This window comes from Pedobacter foliorum (assembly GCF_013266735.1).
Lineage (GTDB): Bacteria > Bacteroidota > Bacteroidia > Sphingobacteriales > Sphingobacteriaceae > Pedobacter > Pedobacter foliorum.
In genome coordinates this window covers 661,885-675,225 of record NZ_JABSNU010000003.1, presented here as the reverse complement: position 1 = coordinate 675,225, position 13,341 = coordinate 661,885, and the positions used below count along the sequence as shown (strand labels likewise).

Genomic DNA, 13,341 nt, shown 5'->3' with positions numbered 1-13,341 from the left:
ATGAATCATCCATCAGATACCATAACATATGAAGAACTGACAGACCTTGTTGATTTTATCAGGAACGTACATGGTTTTGACTTTGGAGATTACTCGGCCGCTTCTCTGAAGCGTAGGGTTACCAGAATTATGCAGCTTCAAAAACTCTCTCTTTTTGATCTAAGAATACTTCTAACAAATGACCCAGATTACTTTGAATCTTTTTTAGTTGAGGTTACTGTAAACGTGACTGAAATGTTCAGAGATCCTCAATTTTATAAATCTGTTGCCACTAATGTAATCCCTTACTTAAGATCTTATCAAAGAATTAAAGTTTGGAACGCAGGTTGCTCTACCGGTGAAGAACTTTATTCATTTGCGATATTGTTCTCAGAAGAGAATTTATATGAAAGATGTTTTTTTTATGGAACAGATATTAATGTGGACGTTTTGGAGTATGCCAGAGATGGTATATACGATTTGCAAAAAATGAAGCAATATTCTGAAAACTTCCATAAAACAGGAACTATACATACGCTATCAGACTACTATACGGCTAAATATGATGCTGCAAAAATCAATCATTCTTTAAAAAAAAATGTATTGTTCTCGGTCCATAATCTAGCTTCGGATGGCGTTTTCAACGAATTTCAAGTAATATCGTGCCGTAATGTTCTTATCTATTTTAATACAGAACTACAAAAAAGAGTAATTGAACTATTTTACAATAGTTTAGCTAATTTTGGTTTTTTATGTTTAGGTTCAAAAGAGACTTTGAGAAGTACAGAAATAGGGCGGTTTAAAACCATTGATAAAAAAAACAACATTTACCAAAAAGTAGGTTAAGCATTAACACTCAGATTAGATAAACCATGGAGAAGATTAACATATTGATTGTTGATGACAGACCTGAAAATATAATAGCGCTTGAGGCTCTATTGCAGAGAAATGATATTAATTTAATAAGTACAACAAATCCAAATGAAGCGCTTAGAATATCCTGGGAAATGGATATTGCCATAGCCTTAGTTGATGTTCAAATGCCAGAAATGGACGGATTTGAGCTTGTTGAAATACTAAAAAGCAACCCTCGTACTAAAGACATATTGATCATTTTTGTTACCGCTATTTCTAAAGAAACAAAATATGCGGTAAAGGGATTAAATACAGGTGCAGTTGATTATTTGTACAAACCACTTGATCCTTTTATTACCTCGGCAAAAGTTGATTCATTTATTCAGTTTGTAAGAAATCAACGCGAAATAAAGGCGAAGAATAAAGAACTTGAAGCTTATCAGAAAGAGCTCATAAAGGCTAAAGAAGAAGCTGAACAAGGTAAAAGAATAAAAGAAAACTTTCTTGCCAATATGAGTCATGAGATACGTACTCCTATTAATGGGATTATTGGTTTGGCTCATTTGTTAGAAAGAACGGAATTAACAGAGGAGCAAAGAGAAATGATCTCTTTACTTGAAATATCTTCTAGTTCATTATTGGGTGTTATTAATGATATATTGGATTTATCAAAAATCGAAGCTGGTAAGTTTAGAATTAACCGAACTCCTACCGACATTGTGAACATATGCAATTCAGTCATTAATCTTTTACGCATAAGAGCCAAAGAAAAAAAACTTGACTTAGATATTGAAATAGATCGCGAATTGCCTACCCATGTTCTTGCAGATTCATTGCGTTTAAACCAGATTTTAATGAATCTGATTGGAAACGCAATAAAGTTTACATCTCAAGGTGGTGTTACCTTAAAAGTAGAAATTATAGACCATAAGGGCAATAATATTAGAGTTCGCTTTTCTGTAGTAGATACAGGAATTGGGATAGCTCCGGAGAACATTGACAAAATATTCGAAACCTTTGAACAAGCTGATGAGCAAACTACCGTGAAATTTGGTGGCACCGGCTTGGGCTTATCTATAGTGAAAAATCTGGCTAAACTTAAAGGTGGTCACTTGGAGGTATTTAGTGAAGAGGGCAAAGGAAGTACCTTTTGTTTTACAAACTGGTATGAGGTTGTAAAAGAGGTATCCCCTGTTCAAAAAGTCATTAAAGAAAACTTCACTCCCTTTAATAACATTAAAATTCTTGTTGCTGAAGATAATCCCATCAATAAATTCTTAATTGTGAAAATCTTAAAAGATTGGATGATTGATACAGATGTTGTAGAGAATGGTAAAGATGCAATCAATAAGCTTAAGGAGAATGATTACGACCTTATTCTGATGGATACATTTATGCCTGTATTAAATGGTCTGGATGCTATAAAGCTGATTAGAGAAGGCTATGCTCAAGGAAAGGAAAACATCCCAATTATTACTTTCTCAGCAGCAGTTATGGAAACCGACACCAAAACAGCTATGGATGCCGGTGCAAATGATGTAATAAGTAAGCCTTTTGAACTGGTAACCCTTCACGAAAAAATAACCAAATACACCACTACTTATTAAAGGCAGTCATCGTTTTTGCTGGTCCGATAGTTACAAAGCTTTTAATTAATTCAATGCTAGTATCTATAAGTGCCGGCAACTCCGGTTGCTCATCCTTATCAAAATTTGATAAGACATAGTCGGCTTGTCTGCCTTTTGGGAAGTCATCACCAATACCAAAACGTAATCGCGGGTAGCCTTGTCCGCCGCATAAGCCCTCGATACTTCTTAGGCCATTATGTCCGGCGCTGCTTCCTTGCATTTTTAATCTAAGCTTCCCCAAAGGTAAAGCGAGATCATCTACAATTACCAATACATTCTCTAATGGAATTCTTAGCTCGTGCATCCAATAATTTACAGCCTTACCGCTTAAATTCATAAAAGTTGTTGGCTTAATTACGTGCATTTTTTTCCCTTTAAACGAAACTTCAGAATAATAAGCAAGTCGTAAATTAGAAAAAGTACCTCCCAGCTGTTTCACTAACTCGTCCGCTATATTAAATCCGATATTATGCCTGGTGTATGCATATTCAGGGCCTATGTTCCCCAAACCAACAATTAAGTATTTCATTATTGCAAAGATAATAGTTTACACGACATAGGTTTTCTATTAGTCTATTTTCACAAAAAAAGCAGCACTAATTATCTTAGTACTGCTTTTTTTATGTTTAGCTAATTCGAATTATTTCTTGTTAGCTACTTGTTCTGCTTGTTTTAACGCTCTTGACATACCAACTGAAACGATAGTATCTTCAGGAGTGTTAGTAATAACGTATTCACCTTTTTGAAGATCACGAACACGGAATAGGTTACCTACTTCTAATTTCGCAATACTAACTTCAATAGTTTGTGGCATGTTTGCAGGCAATGCTTTAACACGAAGTTTACGTAATTTTTGAACTAGTTTACCACCCATTTTAACACCTGGAGAAGTTCCGGTTATTTTAACTGGGATTTCCATAAGGATTTCTTTGTCATCAAATAACTGAAGAAAATCTACATGTAATAATAAGTCCGTTAATGGGTGAAATTGTAATTCTTTGATGATAGCTTTGATTTTTGAACCACCTAAAGTGATTTCAACAAAGTTAGCTTCAGGAGTATAAATAGCATCCTTTAATTCAGTAGTTACTACAGCAAAATGTGCTTGTTCTTTACCACCATACAATACTGCAGGAACTTTACCTTCGTAGCGAAGCTCTTTAGCATCGCGTTTCCCTACGTTCTCTCTTGGAGAACCGCTAATTGCGATTGTTTTCATTTTTTGTTGTTTAAATGTATTGAAACCTTACGGTTTCTATATTATAGTTGTTAATATTAAACGTTAAAAAGGTCACTAATAGAACCATGCTCATTCACATTAGCAATTGCTTTTGCAAATAATGGAGCCGTAGAAAGTACCCTTATTTTTGAACTTTCCTGTTTCAAAGGAATAGTATCCGTTACAATCAGTTCAGTTAACATTGAGTTCTCAATAGTCTCATATGCTTTACCTGATAATACAGGGTGTGTACAAACAGCTCTAACGCTTCTTGCACCTTTTTCCATGATTAAAGCAGCAGCTTTAGCCAATGTACCTGCAGTATCACAAATGTCATCCATTAGAACCACATCTAATCCCACTACGTCTCCTATGATAGACATAGATTCAATCTCATTAGCACGTTTACGACGTTTATCGCAAATCACTACCTCAGCATTAAAGAACTTAGCAAAGGTACGTGCACGGTAAGATCCACCCATATCCGGAGAAGCAATAGTCAAATTTTCAAGTCCTAAACTTTTAATATAAGGAACAAAAATTACTGAACCATCAAGGTGATCAACCGGGATATCAAAAAATCCCTGAATCTGAGCCGCATGCAAATCCATGGTCATGATCCTATGGATACCAGCTGATTTTAAAAGATTTGCTACCAATTTGGCGCCAATAGCTACCCTTGGTTTATCCTTTCTGTCCTGTCTTGCTAATCCATAGTAAGGTACAACCGCTGTTATATAATGTGCAGATGCTCTTTTGGCAGCATCAATCATTAATAACAACTCCATTAAATTATCAGAAGGCTGGTAAGTAGACTGTATAAGGAATACATCACATCCCCTTACTGTTTCATCATATGAAGGTTGGAACTCACCATCGCTAAACTTGCTTAAGGTTACACTACCGAGTGGTTTGCCGTAACTTTCGGCAATTTTATGGGCTAAATCTTTAGTACCGCTACCGGCGAAAAGTTTAACGGGGTTAAATTGCAATGGCATTATTGAAAAGTTTCAATACTGGTTAAAAAAAATCGGATTGTGGTTTAATTCACAATCCGAATATTGTTTAGTTGTCCGACCTGGATTCGAACCAAGACAAACGGTACCAAAAACCGTTGTACTACCCTTATACTATCGGACAATCTCTCATTTAAAAACGGTTGCTTTGAAATGGGAATGCAAATCTACGCACATTTTTCAATTCTGCAAGGGCTGAGCCAAAAAAAATTGAAATAATTTACAACAACTCGTTTTGATCATTTATTACTCCCAATAAATCAAACAGTTAATATCTCACTTTTTTAAAATATTTTTTTTCTTTTATTAGCACAAATGCGACATACTGCCTCAGATTCCGCACAAAATCAGATTTTAGCCCTCTAGATTTTTAAAATTTCAATCCTAAAAACACACTAAAATTTGCGAACAGACAGAAAAAAATCTCTTCTCTGCACAATTTATTTTTAAATGAGACCTCGGGAATTAATGACATTTAAGACAAAGCACACCAGATTTCCTATAGTATTATGGTTAGTAAGGTTTAGAAGGGGCGGAGGCAAAGCCCCAACAACTTCCCAAAAAACAGACAACTTGTCCTAATAGCAATAGACATTTATGTTATAGAGATAAGTTAAATTTGTTAAAGCCGCCATTAGATTATACGATTATCAATCTTATTCTTTATTTTCGGAGGCAATTAATCGCCTTTATATTAGTAACTACTTGATATCGAAATGAATTATTCAAAAATCAATAACATTACCGGTTGGTTCTGTTTTGCAATTGCTACTTTAACCTACATTTTAACACTGGAGCCCTCTGTAAGCTTTTGGGATTGCGGCGAGTTTATCGCCTCTGCTCTAAAAATGCAGGTAGTACACCAACCAGGTGCACCTTTGTTTTTAATGATACAACGCTTTTTCTCATTATTAGCATTTGGAGATAATACTAAAGTAGCTTATTTCATGAACGTTGGTTCTGCAGTTGCTAGTGGTGCTACTATCCTATTCTTGTTCTGGACAATCACTGCGCTGGCCAAAAAGATTTTAGTAAAAGCAAACGAAGAGATATCTAAAGCTAATCTAATCTCGATTATGGGAGCTGGTCTTGTTGGTGCTCTTGCCTACACTTTCTCTGATAGTTTCTGGTTCTCTGCTGTTGAATCTGAAGTATATGCTTTATCTTCATTATTTACAGCTATTGTTTTCTGGGCAATATTAAAATGGGAAGCTCATGCTGATGAGCCTCGTGCCGATAGATGGTTACTATTTATAGCCTATATTATGGGGCTATCTATAGGTATCCACTTACTAAACTTATTAACCATACCTGCAATTGCTTTTGTTTATTATTTTAGAAAAACTAAAAAAGCAACAACTGCAGGCATTGTAAAAACAGCAATAGTTGGTATTTTAATTTTAGCATTTATCCAATATGGTATAATTCAATATGTAGTTTCTTTTGGGGCGTATTTTGACTTGTTCTTTGTAAACACTTTAGGTTTCGGTTTCGGTTCTGGTGTTATTTTCTTTGCGATATTATTAATAACAGGCCTTGTATGGGGTATTAGATATTCTATAAAACACCAAAAGAAAATCTTAAACCTTGCACTATTATCTACCGTACTTATCATATTTGGTTATGGATCTTTTGCAATGATCATTATTCGCGCTAAGGCAGATCCAAACTTAAATAATAGTGATCCAGACAATGCTTTCTCATTTTTAGGTTACCTAAACAGAGAGCAATATGGCGACAGACCTTTGCTCTTCGGTCCGAATTATAACTCTCAAAAAGTTGATATTAAACAAGGTAAAACTATATACAGAAAAGGTGCTGAAAAATACGAAGCTGCTGGTAAAAAAACCGACTACGAGTACGACAGAACTACGCCATTCCCAAGAATGTATAGTGATGACCCCCGACATGTAGCATATTATAAAGATATGATGGGCTTGGATGACACCCACTTCCCTAATCTAATTGATAACATTGGGTTCTTTTTTGGCTATCAAACCGGTCAGATGTATATGCGTTATTTCATGTGGAATTTCGTAGGTCGACAAAATGATGAACAGGGACAAGGAAGTCTCTATGATGGTCAATGGCTAAGCGGTATCAAGCCAATAGATGCTATGCGTTTGGGCGATCAGAGTCACTTGCCTCCGACTATAGTTGACAATAATGCTTACAATAGGTTCTTCTTCCTACCACTTATACTTGGATTAATTGGTGCTATATGGCATTTCCAACGCAACCAAAAAGATGCAGGTATTATAGCCCTATTATTCTTCTTTACTGGTATGGCCATTGTATTGTATCTTAATCAAAAACCTTTGGAACCAAGGGAACGAGATTATGCTTATGCAGGGTCCTTTTATGCCTTTGCCATTTGGATAGGCCTGGGAGCTTTGGCCTTAAAAGAGTGGCTATTTAAAAAGTTAACTCCGGCAACCGGTGCTGCTTTGGCAACAGTGGTAGGGTTATTTGCTGCTCCAGTTATTATGGCTGCACAAGGATGGGATGATCATGATCGTTCTACAAAACTTGTTGCTCATGATATAGCGGTTGATTATTTAGAATCCTGCGCACCAAATGCAATTTTATTCACATACGGTGATAACGACACTTACCCTCTTTGGTACATACAAGAGGTTGAAAATGTACGCCCAGACATCAGACTTGTGAACTTAAGCTTATTTGATACCGACTGGTATATTAATGGCATGAAACGTAAGCAAAACGGGTCTGAGCCATTGCCTATATCAATGAAAGAATCTCAATATGTACAAGGCACAAGAGATGTAATGTACTATCAGGATTACAAAATTAATGGCCCGGTTGAGTTAAAAAACATTTTTGAGGTATTAACTTCTGAAAATGATGAAGATAAAGTTCCTTTAAATGATGGCACAAAAGAAAACTTTATTCCTACTAAAAACTTTAAACTTACGGTAAACCGTGCAGATGTTATTAAAAATGGTGTAGTTAGTGCTGCAGATTCAGCTAAAATTGCTCCGGTTATTGAATGGAAATTCAATAAAAATTACGTTACTAAAGGTACCTTGGCAATGATAGATATTCTAGTTCATAATGACTGGAAAAGACCAATCTATTTCGCTAGTACTGTCCCATCAGAGCAATATAATGGCTTAGATAACTATTTATATAATGAAGGTCTGGCAATACGCTTACTTCCATTGAAATTAGATACTGCTGCCGGAAAAAGCGATCTTATTAATACTCCAGTTCTATACAATAACCTAATGAACAAGTTCAAATGGGGTAATGTAAAGAATGCTCGTTATCTTGATACTCAATCTGCTGATGATGTGTCTATTTTTACAAGTATGTTTAATAATGCCATTACAGGGCTTCTTAAAGAAGGAAAAATTGAAGATGCTAAAAAGGTAGCAAATCGTTATTTCGAGGTAATGCCTGATAAATTTTACGGCATGCGCTCTATGATGGGGGTTTACTATATGGCTGAAAACCTTTACGCTTTAAATGATACCAAAAGAGCTAATGCATTGATTGAAAAGTCAGCTGATTATATACAGAAGGAACTTACCTACCTGGCAGATATATCTAAAAGCAAGAACAAATATGTTGGCGGACAGAATGTACAGATTGGTATGTCGTTCTTAAATCAAATGGCAAAAATCACTGAAGCAAATAAGGAAGTTAAATTGAGTCAGGCTTTGACCAAGCAATTTAACGAACTAGAGGGACGGTTCTCTCAGTACTTTGCACAACAGTAAAGCTCGCATTCTGCTCTTCGGCTGCATTAATTTGGCTCAGAAAAAGAGCCAAAAGAACGCTAGGCCGCTTCGCAAAAAACTCGCTTTCTAGTTCCAAAAAGCATAATGATAAGTTTCTGGTTAATAAGCCAGAAACTTTTTTTTGTCATAAATCTATTATAGATCTAAAACTTAATAACTCTATGTGTAGATTCAAATTTAACATTGATCAACACATAGATATTTACCTGATTGGCTATGAAGTGTGTTAGCTCAACAAATGACTTATTCCACGACTGGAGCTGAATAGATAAATAAAAAAGGCTTGCAATTTTAAAATTGCAAGCCTTTTTTATTTATCTATTCTATTGATCTTTATTTATCTATTCTATTGATCCTTTTGTTCCTTTGAACTAATTATTGACTGAGTCTTTTTTGTTTGCTCCTTTCAACTTGTTACTCCAAGTTGGTTTAACCTTGCATCGGTTAGAAAGCGAGTTTTCTGCGAAGCGGCCTAGCGTTCTTTTGGCTCTTTTTCTGAGCCAAATTAATGCAGCCGAAGAGCAGAATGCGAGCTTACCCTTCTACAACCACTCCCATTGCGCAGAATTTATCAATCCTGGCAGTAATCATTTTCTCAGTTTTTTCTTTAGTAAGCACTTTCAAATCGTCCAGAATCTGTTTTTTGATAGTTCCGGCCATTTGCTCAGGATTCTGATGTGCACCACCAAGAGGTTCTTTTATGATACCATCAATAAGTTTGTTTTTGAACATATCATCAGAAGTCAGCTTTAAACATTCAGCTGCTTTTTCTTTGTAATCCCAACTTCTCCAAAGAATTGAAGAGCAAGATTCCGGAGAAATTACTGAATACCAGGTATGCTCCAACATATATACTTTATCGCCAATACCAATACCTAAGGCACCACCAGACGCTCCTTCACCAACCACAAAACAAATGATTGGCACTTTTAGCACTGACATTTCTAATAAATTTCTTGCAATAGCTTCTCCCTGACCACGCTCTTCAGCTTCAAGCCCAGGATATGCTCCCATCGTATCTATAAAAGAAATAACAGGCTTATTAAACTTCTCGGCCAGTCGCATTAAACGAAGTGCTTTTCTGTAACCTTCAGGATTAGCCATCCCGAAATTGCGATACTGACGCTCTTTGGTATTTTTACCTTTCTGATGACCAATAACCATTACTGTTTGACCATCGATAGTAGCAAAACCACCAATAATTGCTTTATCGTCTCCAACTGTCCTATCGCCATGCATCTCAATAAAGTCATCGCAAATCATGCTGATGTAGTCTAAAGTCTGAGGCCTTTCAGCATGACGAGACATTTGAACTTTTTGCCAGCCTGTTAAATTGCTGTAAAGCGTTTTTTGCGTTTGTCCTAATTTGTCTTCAAGTTCTGCTAAGGTAGCAGACATGTCTACTTTAGTCTTATCAGCAACCTGTTTAACCTTCTCAATTTGCTGAACAAGTTCAGCTAAAGGCTTTTCAAAATCAAATGATGTTTTTATCTGTTCCATAAGCGGGCTGTAAAAATAGACATTTTATTTTAAAAACCTTATTTATTTCAACCTCCATTCAAGGCAGTCCTGCTGTAAATATGATACTCCCCGGGTACCAATATTTTATTATAACTATTTCCGTATAAGGTTATTGATCCACCTCCAATTGCATCGTACCATGTCCCCCCAGCACCGAAGTCTATAATAGCTTCCTTACTTACCACATCAAAATTCCCAATTACCACCACTGTATTTGAACCTTCAATGAGCTTAACATATTTTATCCCTGAACTAAGATTATATGTCGCATCTACTGCATTAAAGATGTTATTCTTCTTTTTCAGATTGATGATTTTTGAATAAGTATTGTATAACGCTTTTCGCTCTTTTTGTTGAAAATACTCCCAATGTATAGGCTTGTTACCTGTTCTTCCATTAAAATCAATGCTAATATCATAACCTAATTCTTCAAACTGCCAGATCATTTTTGGGCCAGGTATAGCAAATAATAAAGCCGCAGCCATCTCTTCTCTTTTTAATGCTGTCGCTAAGTTTTTTACATCGTATGTTGCGGATGCATTGCCATAAGCAAGGTTCTTATACATTGTTCTCTCTTCATCGTGACTTTCAATAAAATTGACCAGGTTCTCAGATTTCCCAAAACCATGTTTTGCAAAGAAAGCCCATGAGAAATCAGAATTATTTAACCACCCCATGGTTGCTTCATTCATATTTACATTTAAATTATTCCAAAGCATCATCCCCTCATCTGCCAATACCTTTTCCTCAGTCGCATCAGCAAAATGCTCCAGTATCACATAAAAATTATTGGCATCTATACTTCTAATATAATTATTATAATCCTTCCAAATTGCTATCCTGCCAGCATCATATGCACTAAAAGCCTCATCACCAACTGAGGCTTTTTGAGTGAAGCCTTTCGACAAATCAAAACGGAAACCATCGATTTTATATTCCTGCATCCAGAACTTCATTACATTTTTAGCAAAAGTTTTTGTAGCACTACTCTCATGATTAAAATCATAGCCCACATTGTAAGGGTGCGTTGCATTGGAATTGAACCAGGGGCTAGTAGCTAATGGCTTACCTGATGACTGATCAAAATAAAGTTGCACCATAGGCGATTGACCAAATGAATGATTCAGAACCATATCCAAAATAACCGCTATCCCACGACCATGGCATTCATCAATAAAATTCTGAAGGGCTGGTTTTGTTCCATAGTATTTATCTGGAGCAAAGTAAAAAGAAGGATTGTAACCCCAACTCAAATTGCCCTCAAATTCATTTACCGGCATCAATTCAATAGCATTGATTCCTAACCCTACTAAATAATCTAGTTTTTCCAGAGTAGATGCATAATTATGTTCGTTTGTAAAATCCCTCAGCAATAGTTCATAAACTACCAGATTATTTTTGGCAGGTCTGATAAATCCGTTCGAATTTTTCCAAGTGTATAGAGACTTATTCCCTTGCATCACACTCACAATACCTGTGGTTTTCCCAACCGGATAGGGTTTTAAACCTGGATAAGTAGTATTGTCAATATAGCTATCATTAGATTGATCCAATACTTTTTCGCAATATGGATCTGCTACCTTTAAATTATCATCCACAAGAAACTGATAGGCATATTCTGTATTAGGATTCAAGTTATCAACCTGTACCCACCATACATTTCCATCTTTAGTATTTTTCATGACTGTAGCTTGCCAGTTATTAAATTCTCCAATTAATGCGACTGACTTCTTTAATGGGGCATAAATGGTGACTATTGCAGAGGTTCCATTATTAATAAACACGACTCCATCCTTTGCCTCCACAGGTAAGTCATTATTAACCGGAGGAACAGGAGTTACAGGTGTAACCGGAATTTCGGGCTCGGGGCTAACTTTAGCTTTTTTGCATGCAGTGGCCAATGCCGATAAAATCAGCACCACCAGATAAATCCTTTTCATGATATTAAAGTTTAAATTCTATTGATCTCTTTCTTCTATCGCAAACTTGTCCGCTAAAGTTGGGTCGATGTTTCGTGGTTCTCTGATAAAAACATAACAAATAATAGCGGCTATAATCATTAATCCTCCACCTAGCTGAACAGCCAACAATCTATCATTATGTAGCACTTCGCGCATTAACCACCCAAAGCCTAAGGAGGCAATTATCTCAGGTAATACAATAAAGAAATTAAAGATCCCCATGTATATTCCAATCTTATCTTTAGGCAAAGACCCGCTCAACATCGCATAAGGCATAGATAAAATACTTGCCCAGGCTACCCCTACCCCCGTCATGCATAAATAAAGCATGTTTTTATCATGTACCCAAGCCACACTAATTAAACCCATTGCACCACATAACAAGCATAAAGCATGTGTAGTCTTTCTGCCTAGTCTATCAGCTATTTTGGGCAAAACAAGTGCAAACAAAAAAGTAACAACACTATAATAAGCCAAAGTTAAACTCCCAAAATCGGCCCCATGCGCATAAACAGGATCACTGGCATCTTTACCACCAAAAACATTTACAGCAACGGCAGTAGTATAATAAAACCACATTAAAAACAGGCCTGGCCATGTAAAAAACTGAACCAATGATACGATTTGCATCCTTTTAGGCATGTTCAATAAAGAATGCCAAATCTCTTTTGCTCCTGCTCCAAAACCCTTGTTACTCTCCAACACTTTTTCTTTATAATCAACATCAGCAGGTGGATATTCATTAGTTGTAAAAACAGTGTACAGTACTGCTGACAAAAAAAAGAAGGCACCAATATAAAACGAGAATTTCACATTTTCCGGGATATGCCCCTGCGCTGCAGTATTACTCAAATGAAAAACATTGTTCATTAACCAAGGCAAAGCCGATGCAATACTTCCGCCAAGGCCAATCATCATACTTTGCATAATAAAACCTCTGTTTACCTGGGAGTCTGGTAATTTATCTGTAACGAAAGCCCTAAAAGGTTCCATTGCCACATTACCTGCAACATCTAAAATCCATAGTAAACCAGCAGCCATCCACAATGCACTACTATGTGGCATAAACACCAAGGCTATAGAACTGATAATAGCACCAGCCATAAAATAAGGCCTCCTCCGCCCCCATTTAGGATGCCATGTCCGATCGCTCAAATAACCAATTATAGGCTGCACAAGTAATCCGGTTAATGGCGCAGCTAAGAACAAAAGTGGCACCTGATCTGGATTTGCACCAAGATTCTCATAAATGCGCCCCATATTGGCACGTTGTAAGTCCCACCCAAACTGAATACCGAAAAAACCGACACTCATGTTAATAATTTGAACTAAACTAAGCTTTGGATTTTCGGTTAGTGTTTTTAAACTCATTTAAGTCGTATTAAAATTCTATAATCT

Annotated in this window: 9 protein-coding genes; 3 read left to right on the top strand and 6 right to left on the bottom strand. The window is 36.3% G+C overall.

Annotated elements, in window-relative coordinates; all coding sequences use genetic code 11:
• Together HQN83_RS09685 and HQN83_RS09680 are read left to right on the top strand one after the other, a co-directional pair.
• The gene (locus tag HQN83_RS09685; protein WP_173090124.1) at positions 1–825 is read left to right on the top strand and encodes a CheR family methyltransferase; all 825 of its coding nucleotides are present in this window, start codon (positions 1–3) and stop codon (positions 823–825) included.
• Positions 826–851: 26 nt separating this feature from the next.
• Positions 852–2,441 carry a response regulator gene (locus HQN83_RS09680; protein WP_173090123.1) on the top strand — a complete coding sequence of 530 codons (1,590 nt, stop codon included), beginning with the start codon at positions 852–854 and terminating at the stop codon, positions 2,439–2,441.
• Here HQN83_RS09680 and pth read toward each other — a convergent pair.
• The 3 genes from pth to HQN83_RS09665 all read right to left on the bottom strand — a co-directional run bounded on the left by pth (position 2,431) and on the right by HQN83_RS09665 (position 4,679).
• A complete protein-coding gene (gene pth, locus HQN83_RS09675) occupies positions 2,431–2,991 on the bottom strand; it encodes an aminoacyl-tRNA hydrolase (RefSeq protein WP_173090122.1) in 561 nt (186 codons plus the stop codon). The two genes, HQN83_RS09680 and pth, sit on opposite strands and share 11 nt — an antisense overlap.
• 111 nt (positions 2,992–3,102) lie before the next feature.
• Entirely contained in the window at positions 3,103–3,681 is a 579-nt protein-coding gene (locus tag HQN83_RS09670; RefSeq protein ID WP_173090121.1) for a 50S ribosomal protein L25/general stress protein Ctc, read from the bottom strand.
• Between the two features lie 56 nt (positions 3,682–3,737).
• Positions 3,738–4,679 (bottom strand): ribose-phosphate pyrophosphokinase, encoded by a 942-nt coding sequence (locus tag HQN83_RS09665; protein ID WP_173090120.1) that lies wholly within the window; start codon positions 4,677–4,679, stop codon positions 3,738–3,740.
• A gap of 734 nt (positions 4,680–5,413) precedes the next feature.
• Here HQN83_RS09665 and HQN83_RS09660 point away from each other — a divergent pair.
• Positions 5,414–8,440, top strand: a complete 3,027-nt coding sequence (locus tag HQN83_RS09660) for a DUF2723 domain-containing protein (protein ID WP_173090119.1) — start codon at positions 5,414–5,416, stop codon at positions 8,438–8,440.
• A 555-nt stretch (positions 8,441–8,995) separates the two neighbouring features.
• Here the strand turns inward: HQN83_RS09660 and HQN83_RS09655 are convergent.
• Genes HQN83_RS09655 through HQN83_RS09645 form a run of 3 tightly spaced genes read right to left on the bottom strand, consistent with a single transcriptional unit; the run spans position 8,996 to position 13,314 of the window.
• Positions 8,996–9,961, bottom strand: coding sequence for an acetyl-CoA carboxylase carboxyltransferase subunit alpha (locus HQN83_RS09655; protein ID WP_173090118.1), 966 nt, complete (start codon positions 9,959–9,961; stop codon positions 8,996–8,998).
• A 47-nt stretch (positions 9,962–10,008) separates the two neighbouring features.
• On the bottom strand, positions 10,009–11,922 hold the full coding sequence (locus tag HQN83_RS09650) for an alpha-amylase family glycosyl hydrolase (RefSeq protein ID WP_173090117.1): 1,914 nt from the start codon (positions 11,920–11,922) through the stop codon (positions 10,009–10,011).
• Positions 11,923–11,940: 18 nt separating this feature from the next.
• Positions 11,941–13,314, bottom strand: a complete 1,374-nt coding sequence (locus HQN83_RS09645) for an MFS transporter (RefSeq protein WP_173090116.1) — start codon at positions 13,312–13,314, stop codon at positions 11,941–11,943.
• Between the last annotated feature and the right edge of the window lie 27 nt (positions 13,315–13,341).

Bases quoted from the DNA above. Each gene is read 5' to 3' on its own strand.
- HQN83_RS09655 (WP_173090118.1), bottom strand. From the start codon at position 9,961: ATGGAACAGATAAAAACATCATTTGATTTTGAAAAGCCTTTAGCTGAA.
- HQN83_RS09645 (WP_173090116.1), bottom strand. From the start codon at position 13,314: ATGAGTTTAAAAACACTAACCGAAAATCCAAAGCTTAGTTTAGTTCAA.
- HQN83_RS09665 (WP_173090120.1), bottom strand. From the start codon at position 4,679: ATGCCATTGCAATTTAACCCCGTTAAACTTTTCGCCGGTAGCGGTACT.
- HQN83_RS09685 (WP_173090124.1), top strand. From the start codon at position 1: ATGAATCATCCATCAGATACCATAACATATGAAGAACTGACAGACCTT.
- HQN83_RS09660 (WP_173090119.1), top strand. From the start codon at position 5,414: ATGAATTATTCAAAAATCAATAACATTACCGGTTGGTTCTGTTTTGCA.
- HQN83_RS09680 (WP_173090123.1), top strand. From the start codon at position 852: ATGGAGAAGATTAACATATTGATTGTTGATGACAGACCTGAAAATATA.
- pth (WP_173090122.1), bottom strand. From the start codon at position 2,991: ATGAAATACTTAATTGTTGGTTTGGGGAACATAGGCCCTGAATATGCA.
- HQN83_RS09650 (WP_173090117.1), bottom strand. From the start codon at position 11,922: ATGAAAAGGATTTATCTGGTGGTGCTGATTTTATCGGCATTGGCCACT.
- HQN83_RS09670 (WP_173090121.1), bottom strand. From the start codon at position 3,681: ATGAAAACAATCGCAATTAGCGGTTCTCCAAGAGAGAACGTAGGGAAA.